The following is a 15,051-nucleotide window of genomic DNA, read 5'->3' as shown; positions in this document are numbered from 1 at the left end:
GACCGGCCGGGCTGCTCATCAGCCCATCACGAGCGCCGATCGTGAATGCCGAGGACAGCCTTGATCAACCATGTGTGGATGACACGTCTGGACGACGAGCTGTACTCAGGTCTCGACGACGGCGCCGTGGGGCACGCCGTCCAGCAGGACCTTGAGATCGCCGGCCTCGGGGGCCCCGAGCCGGGAGAAGACGTCGTACGCCTGCCGCAGGCAGGCGAGGCTCCTGGAGAGGTCGCCGAGCCCGCGCAGGGCCTTGCCGAGCACGGTCAGCGACAGCGCCTCGCCGTAGGGGTGGCCGATGTCGCGGGAGACGACGAGGGCCTGCTCGGCGTGGCGGACGGCCTCCGGATAACGTTCGGCGGCGATGAACGTCTCCGCCAGGCGTGAGCACACCCGCTGCTCCCAGACCCGCTGCTTGCTGGCCCGGAAGAAGGCCAGGCACTCGGCGTGGTGGTGGACGGCCTCGGTGAGGCGGCCCACGCGCGACAGCACGATGCCGAGGTGGTAGCGGGCGCGGGCGGTGCCGGCGCCGCTGCCCATCTCGGTGAAGATGGCGAGGCCCTTCTCGGCCGCCGCGATGGCGTCGTCGGGCCGGCCGAGGCCCAGGTGGTCGCGGGCGGAGTAGCTGAGCACCAGCGCCTCGCCGGCGGGCACGCCGTTCTCGCGATACCAGGTCATGGCCTCGTCGAACAGCGCCAGCGCCTCGGCGTGCCTGCGCTGCCTGCCGACGACCACGGCCAGGGCGTTGAGCACCTCGCCGGTGACGACCTTCTCGGCGCGCTCGGCCGACAGCTCGCGTACCCGCCTGAACTGCTCCTCGGCCTCGCGCAGCCGGTTGGCGGCGAACAGCACCCGGCCGAGCACGTAGCGGGAGCGCAGCTCGCTGCCGGGGTCGCCGATCCGCAGCGCGGCGGCCAGCACGGCCCGGGTGCCCTGGTCGAACTCGCGGGTGTGGGTGCCGGACTCCAGCAGCGGCTCCATCGCCACCAGCAGGTCTCCGGCGGGCAGCAACTGCTCGCCGGAGCCGGCGGAGGCGGCGGCCTGGCCGATGGCGGCGAACAGCGAGTCGCCCTCGGCGATCAGCCACGCCACGGCCTCGTCGACCGTGGTGAACGTACGGCCGGTGCCGACCACCACCAGGTTGTCGGCGATCGCGCTGCCCTCGTAGGCCAGCCGGTGCGCCGACTGGGCGGAGGCGAGGTAGAAGCCGAGCAGCCGGCCGAGCGCGAGGGCGAGCGCCTCGGGCCGCTCGGCGTTGTTCAGCTCGCGGCGGGCGAACAGCCTGAGCAGGTCGTGGTAGCGGTAGCGGCCGGGGCCGGGGGCCTCCAGGAGGCTGGCGTCCACCAGCGACTCCAGCAGCGCCTCGGTCTCGTACGCGGGCAGCGCCAGCACCGCCGCCGCGGCCTCCGAGGAGATGTCGGGCCCGCTCGGCAGCGACAGCAGCCGGAACGCGCGGGCCTGCTCGGGCGCGAGCTGGCCGTAGCCGAGCGCGAAGGTGGCCTCCACGGCCAGATTGCCGACGCGCATCTCGTCGAGGCGGCGCTGCTCGTCGGCCAGGCGGGGCACCAGCGAGGCGACCGTCCAGGACGGACGGGCGGCCAGGCGGGCGGCCACGATGCGCACCGCGAGCGGCAGGAACCCGCAGGCGGCGACGACGTCCATGGCCGCGCCGTGCTCGGCGGCCACACGCTCGGGCCCGGCGACGGCGGCGAACAGCGACAGGGCCTCGTCGGGCTCCATCACGTCGAGGTCCACGAGCCGGGCGGCGGGCAGGTCGGCCAGCTTGACCCGGCTGGTCACGATCGCGGCGCAGCCGGGGGAGCCGGGCAGCAGGGGGCTGACCTGCTCGGCGTCGCGGGCGTTGTCGAGCAGCACCAGGACGCGCCGCTCGGCGAGGAGCGAGCGGTAGAGCGCCGAGCGCTCGGCGAGGCCGTCGGGGATGACGTCGGGCGGGATGCCGAGCGCACGCAGGAAGCCGCCGAGCGCCGACTCGGGCGCCGTGGCGCCGTCGCCGTAGCCGCGCAGGTCGGCGTAGAGCTGGCCGTCGGGGAAGACCTCCTCGACCTGGTGGGCGACGTGGACGGCGAGCGTGGTCTTGCCGACGCCGCCGATGCCGGAGATCGCCACCAGGGGCAGGCCCTCGGCGGAGGCGGTGGACAGCAGCGAGCGCAGCCGGGCGGCCTGCTCCTTGCGGCCGGTGAAGTCGGTGACCGCGGCGGGGAGCTGGGCGGGCCTCGGCAGCTCGGGGGCCGCGGGCGGCTCCTCCTCTGCGGGCTGCTGAGGCTCCTCGGCCGACGCGTCGGCGGGCTCGGCGGTGGGCTCCTCTGCGGGGGCCGGAGGCGGGGCGAGCGTGGGGTCGGCGGTCAGGATGCGCTGGTGGAGCGCGGCCAGTTCAGGGCCGGGCTCGATGCCCAGCTCGTCGATCAGCGCCTCGCGGGTCTCGGTGAAGACATTGAGCGCGTCGCCCTGCCGGCCGCACCGGTAGAGGGCCAGCATGAGCTGGGCGCGCAGCCGTTCGCGCAGCGGGTGGTCGGCGGTGAGCGCGATCAGCTCGGAGACGACCGCGGCGTGGTCGCCGAGCTCCAGGTCGACGTCCATGAGGGTCTCGACGACGCTGAGGCGGCGCTCGGCCAGGCGGTCGCGCTGGTGCTCGGCGTACGGGCCGACGGTGCCGGCCAGCGGCTCGCCCTCGAACAGGGCGAGCGCGGCGCGCAGGCGGTCGGCGGCCTCGCGCGGCCGGCCGGCCCTGCGCGCGGTCTCGGCCTCGGCGATGCGGCGCTCGAAGCGGGTCAGGTCGAGGGCGTCGTCGGGCAGCCGCAGCGCGTAGCCGCGGCCGATGGAGGTCAGCAGCTCGGGGCGGGAGCGGGCGACCCGGTCGGGTTCGAGCACGGTGCGGAGCCTGGAGACGTAGGTGCGCAGCGCGCCGAGGGCCCGCGGCGGCGCGTCCTCGCCCCATACGGCGTCGATCATCTCGTTGGGCGAGACCGCGCGGCCCTCGCGCAGCAGCAGCATCCCGAGGATGGACCGCTGGAGTGGGGTGCCCAGGTCGAGCTCCAGGCCGTCCCGCCACGCGCGGACAGGACCGAGCACGGCGAACCACAGGCTGCCTTCACCGCTCTGACCAGCCATGCCGTCTGTCTCCCAGCCAATGGAACGTTTTGTTACCAAATGATAGATCGAGGGGCGATCGTCACCTAGATGGAGTACGCCTTCATGCAGAGCGACGGCGAGGCCGAAAAATACAGGCCCCGCCCATTTGTGTGGGCGGGGCCGAGGTGAACGGTGACTCAGGCTGCCTCGAACAGTCCCATCCGGCTGAGCAGGCGCTCGCGGACGAGCGGCCATTCGGAGTTCAGGATCGAGTAGAACGCGGTATCTCGGACCGTGTTGTCGGCGCCTCGGCTGTCCGCTCGCCGCACACCGTCGAAGTGTGCGCCGAGGGCCTCGATGGCGGCCCGGGATTTGGTGTTGCGTACGTCTGCTTTGAGAGTGATGCGGTGGACGTCCCAGGTCTCGAAGGCGTGCGAGAGCATGAGGAACTTGCTCTCCCGGTTGACACCCGTGCCCTGGGCGCTCGCGCCCAGCCAGGTGTAACCGATGTCCGCCACGGACGGGATGTCGCCCACCGCGCCGCGCGTACCCGGAGGCCAGGGCATGGGGCCCTGCCAATACTCCAGGTGCATGAGACGGGTGGCACCGACCACGCGGTCGGTGTTCAGCCACCGGATGGCGAAGGGCAGCGTGCGGCCCTCCGCCTGCTCAGCCATGGCGGCCTCCACATAGGAGACCATCTCGTCCCGGCCGTCCGGGACCCGAGTGAAGGCGTACGTGGCACGGTCTTCACTCGCCGCGGCGACGAGGTCATCGACCACCGCGAGGCTGAGAGGCTCCAGGCGCACGAGGCGCCCGGACAAGGTGACAAGAGCGGGCATGTGCACATGATGAAGGGTGCACGGGGTGTGTGTGACCATGCCGCCAGGAAGATCTTTCCCGGGTTTCCGCGAGTAGGCCGTTTTCGCAGGTCAGAGGCCCCTTTTGGGGGACGTTCAACCGGCTCTTGGGCAGAAATTCGCCTAACCGTGACATGGCGGCGAGCCGTCGGTCCGGCCCGGTTCACGCACGGCCGAGCGCGAGGCTCGCGAGGCCGCGGGAAAGATGGTCGAGACTGTCCGCGATCCAGGGCAGCCGGAGCGGGTCGTCGCTGGTCAGAGCGCTCATGCGCTGCTCGGGCGAGGCGCCGTAGAGCAGGCTGACGGCCACCCGTACGCGGGCCGCGGCCGGGTCGTCGCCGAAGGCGTGTCCCGGCAGCACGCCGATGCCGTGCTCCTCCAGCAGCAGCTTGGTGAGCTCGGCCGAGCCGCCCGCCCCGAGGTGGCCGAGATCGGGGTAGAGGTAGAAGCCGCCCTGCGGCTCCGGCACCCGCGCGCCGACGGCCGCGAAGCGCGCGTGCACCGCCCGCGCGAGCGTGCCGTGCAGCCGCCGGCTGAGTGCCACCCGCTCCACCAGCTCCTCCGGCTCGCCGAAGGCGTAGGCCGCGGCCTCCTGCACGGGAGCGGCCGGCGCCGACCAGATCTCGCTGGCCACCGCCAGCAGCTTGCCGCGCAACGCGTGCGCGCCGGCGGGGAGCCGGACCACCCCGATCCGCCAGCCGCCGAGCGCGAGGCTCTTGCTCAGCCCCGTGGTGATCACCGTGCGCTCGGGCGCGAGGTCGGCGGGCGACGTGTACGGCAGGGCGGGATCGTGCACCAGGTCGCGGTAGATCTCGTCCGAGATGATCGTCAGGTCGAGCTCCCTCGCCACCTCCACGAGGCGGGCGATGCTCTCCGGCGAGGCCAGCCGGCCGGTCGGGTTGTCCGGCAGCGTGACCAGCACGGAGCTGACGGTCCGGCCCGAGGCGCGGGCGGCGCGCACCTCGGCGGCCACGCGCTCGGGGTCGGGCACGCCGCCCTCTCCCGGCGGCGCCGGCACCAGGACCGGACGGGACCCGACGAGGTCGGCCTGCGCGGCGTAGCTGACCCAGCTCGGCATGGGCAGCACGATGTCGCCGCCGATCGCGAGCAGCAGGCCGTACAGCAGGGACTTGCTGCCCGGTCCGCAGACGACCAGCTCGGGGTCGGTGGGGAGCCCGCGCCGGTCCCAGTAGCCCGCCGCCGACTCCCGCAGCCCGGCCGCGCCGGCGACCGGCCCGTAGCCGTTGTGCTCGGAGGCGGCGGCCAGCCGGTCGCGCAGCGCCGGGTGGACGGGCAGCCCGGCCTCGCCGAAGGCCAGGTGGAGCACGCGTTCCCCGGCGCGCCGTCTTCGTTCGATGTCCTCGTTGGCCGCCAGGGTGGCGGACAGGGTAACCGTCATGGCTGTCACGTTCCCAGCGTGATTGGATGAAGGCATCACCACAAGCGAGGCTTTTCGTGGGTAGGCGTAAGGAAGTCTGATGCTCGAATTGCGGCGGTTGGTCCTGATTTGCGAGTTCGCTCGCCGGGGCAGCATCGCGGCCGCCGCCGCGGCGCTCGGCTACAGCCCCTCCGCCGTCTCGCAGCAGCTCCAGGCGCTCGAACGCGAGGCCGGCACCGCGCTCATCGACCGCACCGCGCGCAGCGCCGAGCTCACCGACGCCGGCCGCCGGCTGGTCATCCACGCCGAGCGCATCCTGTCCATGGTCGAGGAGGCCGAGTCCGACCTGTCGGCGCACGCCGGCACCCCGTCCGGGCGGGTCGTGGTGACCGCGTTCCCCACGGCGGCGGTGGCCTTCGCGCCCGCGCTGGCCCGCTCGCTGCGCCGGCACACCGGCCTGACCCTGCGGCTCGGCCAGGCCCGCTCCGGGCGCGGCATGCGCGAGGTGCGCTCCGGCGAGGTGGACATCGCGCTCGTCGACGACTGGTACGGCCGGGTCCACGACAGCGACAGCCTGCGCGTCTTCCCGCTGCTGCGCGACCCGCTGGTCCTGGTGGTGCCGCGCAAGCACCGCCTGGCCGACCCTGACGTGCCGCTCGACCTGCGGGAGCTGCGCGACGAGCCGTGGATGGCGACGCCCGACGGCGAGCCGTCGCGCCTGGCGGTGGACCGGCTGCTGGTGGACGTGGGCGGCATCCGGCCGACGCCGTGGGAGTTCGAGGGGCTGACCACCATCCTGTCGCTGGTCGCCAAGGGCATCGGCATCGCCGCCGTGCCGGCGCTCGCGCTCGCGGGCGGCGTGCGCGGGCTCGCCGTACGGCCGATCCCCGGCAACCCCGTCGGCCGCGACGTGCACGCCGTGGCCCGGGGCTCCAGCGTGCACCGGCCGTCGGTGTCGGTGACGCTGCGGGCGATCCACGTGGCCGCCCGCTACATCGCGGCCGACCTGGAGCCGGTGCGGGCGGCCGAACGGCCGAAGCGCGGCGACGCCCCGGCCGGCGGCTTCCTCGACAGCCATCTCGGCAGCCCGCTCGGGGAATGAGCGGTAGCGTCTGCTGCCATGGCGCCGACGTACGACATCGAGCAGCTCCTGCTCGCCCAGCCCAGCGTCCGCACGGTCGCGGGCGTGGACGAGGTGGGCCGGGGCGCGTGGGCGGGCCCGGTCACCGTCTGCGCGGTCGTCCCCGACCTGTCCGAGCCCCCGGCGGGGCTGACCGACTCCAAGCAGCTCACCCCCGCCAGGCGCGGGCCGCTGGCCGCCGAGCTGGCCGCCTGGGCGGCCGGGGTCGGCTACGGCGAGGCCACGCACGAGGAGATCGACACGCTCGGCATGACCGAGGCGTTGCGCCGGGCCGCCCGCCGCGCCCTGGAGGCGCTGCCGGTCCGCCCCGACGCGGTGATCCTCGACGGCAAGCACGACTACATCGGCGCCCCGTGGCCGGTGCGGCTGGAGGTCAGGGGCGACGCGGCCAGCGTGTCGGTGGCGGCGGCGTCGGTGCTGGCCAAGGTGCGGCGCGACGCCCACATGGCGACGCTCGGCTGCGACGACTACGGCTTCGCCGACAACGCCGGCTACCCCTCGCCGCTCCACCAGGAGGCCCTGGCCCGCCTCGGCCCCACCGCACACCACCGGCTGTCCTGGTCCTACCTGGACGACCTGCCGCGCTGGCGGCACCTCAAGCGGCATCGCGACCCGCTGGCCGGCGAGGGTCAGGCCGCGCTCTTCGGCTGAAAGCGGCTGGGCCGGCCCCGGCCGATCGGTCATCATCGGGGGCGTGCGCACAGGGATCTTCATCGTCGCCGCGCAGTTCCCCGGCCGGGAGGCCGGTCGGGTGCTGACCGACGCGGTCGAGCTGGTCGTGGCGGCCGAGGAGGCGGGCTTCGACGACGCCTGGGTGGCCGAGCACCACTTCATGTCGTACGGCGTCTGCCCGTCGGCGACCACGTTGATGGCCGTCGCCGCGGGCCGTACCACGCGGATCGGGCTCGGCACGGCGGTGAGCGTGCTGTCCACGCAGCACCCGGTGGCGCTGGCCGAGCAGGCCGCGATGCTGCACCACCTGTCCGGCGGGCGCTTCACGCTGGGCGTGGGCCGTGGCGGTCCGTGGGTGGACCTGGAGGTGTTCGGCACGGGGCTGGAGCGCTACGAGCGCGGCTTCGCCGAGTCGCTGGACCTGCTGCTCGCCGCGCTCTCGGCCGAGCGGGTGGCCGCCGACGGGGAGTTCTTCCGCTTCCGCGAGGTGCGTACGGTGCCGCGCGCGCCTCTTCGCCCGCTGGTCGCCTGCACGTCGCCGGCGAGCGTGGCGCTGGCCGCCGCGCGCGGCCTGCCGATGCTGCTCGGCCTGCACGTGGGCGACGAGGAGAAGGCCGCCGCGGTCGCCGCGTACGAGGAGCAGGCCCCCGGGGTCGCCGTCCGGCACGTGGCGGCGGCCGTCGGGCACGTGGCCGACTCCACCGCGCGGGCGGTGCGCGAGCTCAAGGAGTCGATGCCCCGCTGGCTCGGCCCAGGACTGGCGGGCTATCGGCCGGTGGACGGCCGGCCGCGCCCGTCACGGGACGTCGACGCGTACGTGGACCTGCTCACCCGCATCCACCCGGTGGGCTCGCCCGAGCACTGCGCAGAGTCGATCCTGCGCACCGCGGACCGCACCGGGATCGACCACGTCATCCTGCTGGTGGAGGGCATCGGCGAGCACCGGCGGACGCTGGAGAACGTGCGGAGGTTCGGGGCAGAAGTGCTGCCGCTGCTGCGCGGCGAGCCGGGCGGACCCGGCTCGCCGCCCGGCGGCCTCAGCAGTCCACCAGCTCCGGCATCTGGTTGAGAATCTGCGCCCTCGGGGTGACGAACTCGGCCAGGGCCCCCGTGGCCGCGGGGTCGAAGACGGCGACCCGGTGGCAGTTCTGGAAGGCCAGCCGCACCCCGAAGTGACGCTCGAGCGCGCCGCGCATGGAGTCGCTCGCCAGGCAGCGCAGGAGCTGGCCGCGGGCCTCCTCGGACGGCGGCGGCACCTGGTTGTCGGCGAAGTCGGCGCCGCTGTGCTCACGCTGCTTGACCAGCTCGCTGATCAGCGACCAGGCGTAGGGCAGGGAGTCGCGGACGCACGCGACGAAGGCGGCGTCGTCGATCTCACCGGTCCTGGCCTGGTCGAGCAGGTCGTTCGGAACGGTCAGCGACATGCTGATTTCTCCTCTCGAATGGGTCATCAATGACGCTAGGTTGAAAAATGGTGACTCTCCAGATGCCTGGCGGGCACAGGTTCATGGTCGTCACGGGCCATAGACGAAGTCGGGATCGACCTGATCGGCGAGGTCGCGCCCGAGCCGCTCGTCGGCCCACGCCCGCGCGTTGCGCAGGTGGAACTCGACCGCCTGGCGGCCGAAGCGCGCCCAGTCCTTCTCGCGCTCGTCCACGCTCTTGCGCAGCAGGCTGAGCGCGTCGGCGTTGACCGGCTCCAGATCGTCGAGGGCGAAGTGGCGGCCCTGCTCCATCGCGCGGACGGCGGGGGAGTGCTCCATCCAGCCGAGCAGGTCGTCGCCCGCGTGGGCGCGCAGGAACTCGACGTCCTCGGGGCCGTGGACCTTGTTGCCGACGACCGCCACGGCCACGTCGTACGCGGCGGCGTGCTCCAGGTATTGGCGGTAGACGCTCACGCCCTGACGGGTGGGCTCGGCGACGAGGAAGGTCAGGTCGAAGCGGGTGAACAGGCCCGAGGCGAAGGAGTCGGCGCCGGCGGTCATGTCGACGACGACGTATTCGCCGGGGCCGTCGACCAGGTGGTTGAGCAGCAGCTCCACCGCGCCGATCTTGGAGTGGTAGCAGGCCACGCCGAGGTCGTCGGCGTTGAACGCGCCGGCCGCGAGCAGCCGGACGCCGTCGGGGGTGGTCAGCCCGTAGGGGTCGGCGGCGAGGTCGTCGAAGCTCAGCAGGCGGGAGCCGCGGCCCGGCGGAGTGGTCTTGATCATCTCGGCGGCCGACGGGATGCGCGGGTTGTCGCCGCGCAGGCGCTCCTTGATCTCGGTGAGGTGCTCGCCGAGGGGCTCGGGCTGCCGGTCGAGGCCGAGGACGAGGGCCAGGTGCTGGTTGATGTCGGCGTCGATGGCGACCACCGGCGCGCCCTGATGGGCGAGGTGCCTGGCGAACAGCGCCGACATCGTCGTCTTGCCGCTGCCGCCCTTGCCGACGAAGGCCACTCTCACGGGGACTCCAGGTGAGGATGAAAATCGTTGTCATTCCGTCGGCAGCATCATGCCACACCTGAACCCTGGAAACGTGAATTTGCCGGAAGGCGCGTCAGCGCCCGGCCACGATCTGCGCGAAGGTGGTCTCGGCGAGCAGCCGCTCCTCGTGCTCGCGCAGCGCCGCCCACACGGCGGCCAGCGGCCCGGCCGCCCCGGGATAACCTCCGTGCCCCTGGAACTCCGGCCGCCCCTCGATCACCACGATGACGTCGGCCAGCGTGATCTCCTCCGCCGGCCGGGCCAGCCAGTAGCCGCCCTCGGGGCCGCGCATGCTGTGGATGAGCCCGGCCCGGCGGAGCTGGAGCAGGATGTTGTCGAGGAAGCGGCGGGGGATCTGTTGTGCCGTGGCGATGCGCTCGGCCGGCACCGGCCCGGGAGGCGCGGCGGCCAGCTCGCTGACCGCCCGCAGCGCGTAGTCGGTTCTCGCGGAGAGCCGCATCACCTTTGGTCGAGGCCCCAGCGGCGGCGCAGCGCCCCGTCGGCCGCCTCGAAGAGCAGGTCGATGACGATGCCGATGGACAGGATGACGATCATCGTGCCGATCAGGCCGGGCGAGTCGGACACCTCGCGGGCGTAGGCGAGCTGCTCGCCCAGCGAGGACTGGTAAGCGATGATCACCATCAGCTCGCCCGCCATCAGCGAGCGCCAGGCGAAGGCCCACCCCTGCTTCAGCCCCGCGAGGAACGACGGCAGCGACGCGGGCAGGATGACGTGCCGGTAGAGGCTGAGCCGCCGGAACCCGAGCACGTGCCCGGCCCGCAGCAGCAGCGGCGGCGTGTAGTCCACGCCGGTGATCAGCCCGTTGGCGATGGAGGGGGCCGCCCCCAGGATCACCACGAACGTGATCGCGCTCTCCGTCAGCCCGAACAGCAGGATCGCGAACGGGAACCAGGCGATCGACGGCATCGTCTGCAGCCCGGTGATGAGCGCGCCGAACGCCGCCCGCAGCACCTTCACCCGCGACACCGCCGCCCCGATCACCAGGCCGACCAGCACCGCCAGCGCGAACCCGGTGAACGCCCGCCGCATGGTGGTGGCGACGGCCCGGTAGAAGTCGGCCTCGCCGAAGCGCTCCCACATGGCTTGGAAGGTCTCGACCGGCCCGGCGAAGACGTACTCGGGCCAGCGCCCGCTCATGACGACGAGCTGCCAGGCCACCAGCACCAGCGCGACGGCGGTGAGCATCGGCCAGGTACGCGCCCACAGCCGGGAGGCGAGCCCCGCCCGCCGCTCGCCGCCCAGCTCCAGCGCGTCGAGCCCGGCGATCCGCCGGGCGTGCTGCGTGTCAACGGCCATGCCGGGCGACCTCTTCCTTCAGCCGGTCGGTGATCTCCGCGGCTAGGGTGGCGACCTCGGCGGAGTCGGTGCGGCGGGGCCGTTCCAGCTCGACGGGGAACTCCTCCGCCACCCGGCCGGGCCGGCTGCTCAGCAGCACGACCCGGTCACCGAGCCGGACGGCCTCGCGGACGTTGTGGGTGACGAACAGCACCGACAGCGACCGCTCCCGCCAGATCCGCTCCAGCTCGTCGTGGAGCAGGTCGCGGGTCATGGCGTCGAGCGCGCCGAACGGCTCGTCCATGAGCAGCACGGCCGAGCCCTCCGCGGAGGACGAGGACTGCGCGAGCGCGCGGGCGAGCGCCACGCGCTGGCGCATGCCGCCCGACAGCTCGTGCGGGCGCTTGCGGCCGAAGCCGCCGAGGTGCACCAGCTCCAGGAACTCCGCGGCCCTGGCCTTGCGCTCGGCCTTTCCCACGCCGTCGGCGCGGAAGGCCAGCTCGACGTTCGCCGCGACGGTCAGCCACGGGAACAGCGCCGGGTCCTGGAACATCATGGCGACCTTGTGGCCGTTCGTGGAGATCTGCCCGGCGCTCGGCAGATCGAGCCCGGCGACCAGCGACAGCAGCGTGCTCTTGCCGCAGCCGGAGGCGCCGAGGATGCAGACGAACTCGCCGGGCCGTACGTCGAGGGACACCTGGTCGAGCGCGAGCAGGGCGTTCTTGCCGTGGCCGTAGGTCTTGGAGACGGACTCCAGGCGGACGGCCGCGTCCGTGCCGGGGCCGGCGCCGAGCTGGGTGGTGCTCATGTCACCTCACTTGTCCGCGACGGCCTGCTGGCCGGACGCCGCCAGGATCTCGTTGAGCGGGCCCAGGTCGTAGATGCCGTTGAGGTCCACCGGTTCGAGCAGCCCGACCTCCTCGGCGTGCTTGGCGCTGAGGGTGAGCGAGGAGGCGATCGGGTCGTTGGTGAAGGTGATGTTCTTGAAGGCGCTCTTCAGCACCTCGGGCTTGAGCGGCTTCTGGGTGAGCTTCTCGATGGCGGCGTTGGCGGTCTGGGCCGCGGCGTCGGGGTCGTCGGCGATGAGCTTGTTGGCCTCGACGTGCGCCTGGAGCAGCTTCTTGACCAGGTCGGGGTGCTGCTTGGCCCACTCCTGCCTGACGATCAGGTGGGTGATCACGAACTCCTTGTTCGGCCAGAGGTCGCGCTCGTCCAGCAGGATCTTGCCGCCGCTCTCCAGGACCAGGCGGCTGGCGAACGGCTCGGGCACCCAGGCGCCGTCGATGTCGCCGGTGGCGAAGGTCTGGAGGGTCTGGGAGTTCTCCTGCGGCACGATGTGGACCTCGCCGCCGCCCTTGGTGTCGGTCTTGATCCCCTTGCTGGTGAGCCAGTAGCGCAGCGCCACGTCCTGGGTGTTGCCGAGCTGCGGGGTGGCGATCTTCTTGCCCTTGAGGTCCTCGACGCTGTCGATGCCCGGCTTGACGACCAGGAAGACGCCGCCGGACGCGGCGCCCGCGATGATCTTGATGGCCTGGCCCTTGGACTTCTGCCAGGCGTTGATGGCCGGGTTCGGGCCGATGTAGGTGGCGTCGATCGCGCCGGAGAACAGCGCCTCGATCGCGGCGGGGCCGGCGTTGAACGTGCTGGTCTTGACCGGGACGCCCAGGTCCTTGGCGTAGAGGCCCTTCTCGACGCCCACCAGCGCGGTGGCGTGGGTGATGTTCGGGAAGAAGCCGAGGCGCACCTCGGTGGCGGCGGCCCCGCTGCTGCCGCTGTCGCCGGCGCCCGCGGTGTCGCTCCCGCACGCGGCCGTTCCCCCGGCGAGTGCGATCAGTGCCAGTGCGGCCAGCACCCTGCGAGCGTTCATGCCCAGCCCTCTATTCCTACTTAATAAGTCGGCTATGCGAGTATCAAAGGGCATAGTTCCCTATACGTCAAGTAGGAATAAGGGGACTACTGGCAGGCGGCGTCGAGGCTGACCGCGTCGTCGGGGCTGTGCCGGGGCGTGGAAGCCTGGTCCGACCTGGGCCAACGCGGCTCGTCCAGGGCCTCGGACACCTTGTGGCGGATGAGCGACCAGTCCGGATAGACCGTGCTGATGAGCGGCGGGACGAAGTTGAGGCTGTGGATCTTGTGGTTCTTGACCTTCTCGGACAGCTCGATGACGGCCGGCAGCAGGTCCTGCGGCAGGTCGGTGGAGATCGCCCGCTTGGTGGCCGCCGCCAGGCGCTCGAAGCTGTTGAGCACGGTCAGCGGGTCGGCCTGCTTGGCCACGGCGTTGAGCAGGCACTTCTGGCGGCCCATGCGGACGTAGTCGTCGCTGTCGGTGCGCGAGCGGCCGAACCACAGGGCCTGCTGGCCGGTCAGCCTGCGGGTGCCGGCGGGCAGCAGGCCCTCGCGGTAGCGGCCGTACACGATGGGCTCCTTGACCGTGACCTCGACGCCGCCCATGGCGTCGATGATCTCGGCGAAGCCCGCCATGTCCACCATCGCGTAGTAGGGCACCTGGAGGCCGAGGATGCCGCCGACGGTCTCCTTGATCAGGGCCGGGCCGCGCCGGCCGCGCCCGACGCCGGGGACCATCTCGGGGTGGTCCTCGGCGTACTGGAAGATCTCGTTGAGCAGGCCGGGCGTCTCGGGGTCCGTGCCGGTGAAGCCGTAGGGAAAGCGGTCGCGCGCCGGGCCCCTGGGGAGCGGCACCCGCTGGAGGTTGCGCGGCAGGCCGAGCAGCGTGGTCGCGCCGGTCCGCGTGTCCACGCTGGCCACGGTCATGCTGTCGGTACGCACCCCGGGCCGCCCTGGGGCGGCGTCCGCGCCGAGCAGCAGGAAGTTGACCCGCTGGGCGCCGTTCCACGGGTCCTGCGACATGACCGGGGAGCTGCCGGCAGCCGGGAACAGGGTGTCCACGACGTCGCGCGAGACGTGGGCGAGGCGGGCGGCGTAGACGGCCGGCGCGAGCACGAGCGCGCAGAGGGCGATGGTCAGCGACGTGGTGAGCACGCGGCCGACGAGATCCGCGCGCGGCGGGCGGACCAGGACGAACGACCAGACGATCACGAGCGTCCAGGCCACCGCGAGCACCACCAGCCCGACGGTGAGCCCGGTCAGCCAGCGTGGCTGGACGGCCAGCGAGAGCAGCCGCGTGCTGAAGCCGGTGAAGACGACGAGGATCGCGGCCAGCGTGAGAACGTGCGCCGCCATGAGCGCGAACCCGGTCCTGCGCCGCTCGGCGGCCAGGTGCGCGACGCCCCACAACATGGCCGAGGCCAGCGTCAACGCGATGCTGGCGCCGAGGCCGAATCCCCGCTGTTTATCCATCCCGGCCACCCTAGGAAGGGGATGTGCGTGATTGCCGGTGCGAAAGGGAAGAGTCCCGTCAAGTCATCGTCAAATCCCCATCTTGCGATATAACGTGAGTGTGAGCAAGCGACACGGCAGCTATGGCTTCGACGCGCCGTGGGCCCTGACCGGGTTGCTCCTCGGAGCGATCGTGCTGGTGGCTCTCGCGGCGGTCTCGTACGCCCTCGACATCCTCCTCGCGGGGCTCGCCTTCCTCCTCGGCGGGCTCTACACGCTGGCCAGCGCGGCCAGCTACCTCTACACCACCCGGCGCGGCAAGTTCGCGGTCTGGGCCGAGGAACTGCGCCGCCTGAAGGGCGACGAGCGCCTGCTCGACCTCGGCTGCGGTCGCGGCGCGGTGCTGCTCATGGCCGCCCAGCGGCTGCCCGGAGGCCGGGCCACCGGCGTCGACCTGTGGCGCTCGGCGGACCAGTCGGGCAACGCCGAGGCGCGCACCCGCGCCAACGCCGAGGCGGAAGGCGTCTCCGACCGCGTCGACCTGGTCACCGGCGACCTGCGCGACCTGCCCTTCGGCGACGCGGCGTTCGACGTGGTCGTCTCCAGCCAGGCGCTGCACAACATCCCGGACGCCGAGGGGCGGGCGCGGGCGGTGCGGGAGGCGTACCGGGTGCTGCGGCCCGGCGGGCTGCTGCTGCTCGCCGACTTCCAGCACACGCCCGCGTACGAGGAGACCCTGCGTGACCTCGGCGTCGTGGACGTGCGCCGCCGCGACGCCGGGTGGCGGTTCTGGTACGGCGGACCGTGGTTCGGCACCGGCATTGTGGAGGCCAGGAAGCCCGTCTAGAACGT

The 15,051-nt window shown here is 72.7% G+C and carries 14 protein-coding genes; 4 read left to right on the top strand and 10 right to left on the bottom strand.

Annotation, left to right across the window (positions count from 1 at the left end; genetic code table 11):
* Positions 1-105: 105 nt before the first annotated feature.
* The 3 genes from SMD20_RS29920 to SMD20_RS29910 all read right to left on the bottom strand — a co-directional run bounded on the left by SMD20_RS29920 (position 106) and on the right by SMD20_RS29910 (position 5,349).
* Positions 106-3,129 carry an AfsR/SARP family transcriptional regulator gene (locus SMD20_RS29920; RefSeq protein WP_329587672.1) on the bottom strand — a complete coding sequence of 1,008 codons (3,024 nt, stop codon included), beginning with the start codon at positions 3,127-3,129 and terminating at the stop codon, positions 106-108.
* Positions 3,130-3,287: 158 nt separating this feature from the next.
* A complete protein-coding gene (locus SMD20_RS29915; protein WP_329587668.1) occupies positions 3,288-3,932 on the bottom strand; it encodes a GNAT family N-acetyltransferase in 645 nt (214 codons plus the stop codon).
* Between the two features lie 181 nt (positions 3,933-4,113).
* Entirely contained in the window at positions 4,114-5,349 is a 1,236-nt protein-coding gene (locus tag SMD20_RS29910; protein ID WP_329587665.1) for a pyridoxal phosphate-dependent aminotransferase, read from the bottom strand.
* Positions 5,350-5,428: 79 nt separating this feature from the next.
* Between SMD20_RS29910 and SMD20_RS29905 the strand changes: the two genes are divergently transcribed.
* The 3 genes from SMD20_RS29905 to SMD20_RS29895 are packed head-to-tail and all read left to right on the top strand — an operon-like array spanning position 5,429 to position 8,210.
* Complete coding sequence (locus tag SMD20_RS29905; RefSeq protein WP_329587663.1) at positions 5,429-6,430, top strand: LysR family transcriptional regulator; 1,002 nt, start codon at positions 5,429-5,431, stop codon at positions 6,428-6,430.
* A gap of 18 nt (positions 6,431-6,448) precedes the next feature.
* Positions 6,449-7,120 carry a ribonuclease HII gene (locus tag SMD20_RS29900; RefSeq protein WP_329587660.1) on the top strand — a complete coding sequence of 224 codons (672 nt, stop codon included), beginning with the start codon at positions 6,449-6,451 and terminating at the stop codon, positions 7,118-7,120.
* A gap of 43 nt (positions 7,121-7,163) precedes the next feature.
* Positions 7,164-8,210: an LLM class flavin-dependent oxidoreductase gene (locus SMD20_RS29895; RefSeq protein ID WP_329587658.1), complete on the top strand. Its 1,047-nt coding sequence runs from the start codon at positions 7,164-7,166 to the stop codon at positions 8,208-8,210.
* On the opposite strand, the gene SMD20_RS29890 is transcribed toward SMD20_RS29895, so the two are convergent.
* From SMD20_RS29890 to SMD20_RS29860, 7 genes are all read right to left on the bottom strand, one after another.
* Positions 8,179-8,565, bottom strand: coding sequence for an SCO5389 family protein (locus tag SMD20_RS29890; RefSeq protein ID WP_329587656.1), 387 nt, complete (start codon positions 8,563-8,565; stop codon positions 8,179-8,181). The two genes, SMD20_RS29895 and SMD20_RS29890, sit on opposite strands and share 32 nt — an antisense overlap.
* Positions 8,566-8,655: 90 nt before the next feature.
* Positions 8,656-9,585 carry an ATP-binding protein gene (locus tag SMD20_RS29885; protein ID WP_329587653.1) on the bottom strand — a complete coding sequence of 310 codons (930 nt, stop codon included), beginning with the start codon at positions 9,583-9,585 and terminating at the stop codon, positions 8,656-8,658.
* Between the two features lie 94 nt (positions 9,586-9,679).
* A complete protein-coding gene (locus tag SMD20_RS29880) occupies positions 9,680-10,066 on the bottom strand; it encodes an RrF2 family transcriptional regulator (protein ID WP_329587651.1) in 387 nt (128 codons plus the stop codon).
* Entirely contained in the window at positions 10,066-10,923 is an 858-nt protein-coding gene (locus SMD20_RS29875) for an ABC transporter permease (protein ID WP_329587649.1), read from the bottom strand. Before SMD20_RS29875 ends, SMD20_RS29880 begins: the two co-directional genes overlap by 1 nt.
* On the bottom strand, positions 10,913-11,710 hold the full coding sequence (locus SMD20_RS29870; RefSeq protein ID WP_329587647.1) for an ABC transporter ATP-binding protein: 798 nt from the start codon (positions 11,708-11,710) through the stop codon (positions 10,913-10,915). Before SMD20_RS29870 ends, SMD20_RS29875 begins: the two co-directional genes overlap by 11 nt.
* A 6-nt stretch (positions 11,711-11,716) precedes the next feature.
* Positions 11,717-12,769, bottom strand: a complete 1,053-nt coding sequence (locus SMD20_RS29865) for an ABC transporter substrate-binding protein (RefSeq protein ID WP_329587644.1) — start codon at positions 12,767-12,769, stop codon at positions 11,717-11,719.
* Positions 12,770-12,855: 86 nt separating this feature from the next.
* The gene (locus SMD20_RS29860) at positions 12,856-14,220 is read right to left on the bottom strand and encodes an LCP family glycopolymer transferase (protein ID WP_329587642.1); all 1,365 of its coding nucleotides are present in this window, start codon (positions 14,218-14,220) and stop codon (positions 12,856-12,858) included.
* Between the two features lie 100 nt (positions 14,221-14,320).
* On the opposite strand from SMD20_RS29860, the gene SMD20_RS29855 reads away from it, so the two are divergent.
* On the top strand, positions 14,321-15,046 hold the full coding sequence (locus SMD20_RS29855) for a class I SAM-dependent methyltransferase (RefSeq protein ID WP_329587639.1): 726 nt from the start codon (positions 14,321-14,323) through the stop codon (positions 15,044-15,046).
* The last annotated feature ends 5 nt before the right edge of the window (positions 15,047-15,051 follow it).

The sequence above is a fragment of the Nonomuraea sp. LP-02 genome (assembly GCF_036289125.1).
Taxonomy (GTDB): Bacteria; Actinomycetota; Actinomycetes; order Streptosporangiales; family Streptosporangiaceae; genus Nonomuraea; species Nonomuraea bangladeshensis.
This window is presented reverse-complemented; position numbering and strand designations above follow the sequence as displayed.

Excerpts from the sequence above, each read along its gene's own strand:
- SMD20_RS29905 (WP_329587663.1), top strand. The coding sequence starts at position 5,429 with ATGCTCGAATTGCGGCGGTTGGTCCTGATTTGCGAGTTCGCTCGCCGG.
- SMD20_RS29920 (WP_329587672.1), bottom strand. The coding sequence starts at position 3,129 with ATGGCTGGTCAGAGCGGTGAAGGCAGCCTGTGGTTCGCCGTGCTCGGT.
- SMD20_RS29865 (WP_329587644.1), bottom strand. The coding sequence starts at position 12,769 with ATGAACGCTCGCAGGGTGCTGGCCGCACTGGCACTGATCGCACTCGCC.
- SMD20_RS29860 (WP_329587642.1), bottom strand. The coding sequence starts at position 14,220 with ATGGATAAACAGCGGGGATTCGGCCTCGGCGCCAGCATCGCGTTGACG.
- SMD20_RS29875 (WP_329587649.1), bottom strand. The coding sequence starts at position 10,923 with ATGGCCGTTGACACGCAGCACGCCCGGCGGATCGCCGGGCTCGACGCG.
- SMD20_RS29915 (WP_329587668.1), bottom strand. The coding sequence starts at position 3,932 with ATGCCCGCTCTTGTCACCTTGTCCGGGCGCCTCGTGCGCCTGGAGCCT.
- SMD20_RS29880 (WP_329587651.1), bottom strand. The coding sequence starts at position 10,066 with ATGCGGCTCTCCGCGAGAACCGACTACGCGCTGCGGGCGGTCAGCGAG.
- SMD20_RS29890 (WP_329587656.1), bottom strand. The coding sequence starts at position 8,565 with ATGTCGCTGACCGTTCCGAACGACCTGCTCGACCAGGCCAGGACCGGT.
- SMD20_RS29910 (WP_329587665.1), bottom strand. The coding sequence starts at position 5,349 with ATGACGGTTACCCTGTCCGCCACCCTGGCGGCCAACGAGGACATCGAA.
- SMD20_RS29870 (WP_329587647.1), bottom strand. The coding sequence starts at position 11,710 with ATGAGCACCACCCAGCTCGGCGCCGGCCCCGGCACGGACGCGGCCGTC.
- SMD20_RS29900 (WP_329587660.1), top strand. The coding sequence starts at position 6,449 with ATGGCGCCGACGTACGACATCGAGCAGCTCCTGCTCGCCCAGCCCAGC.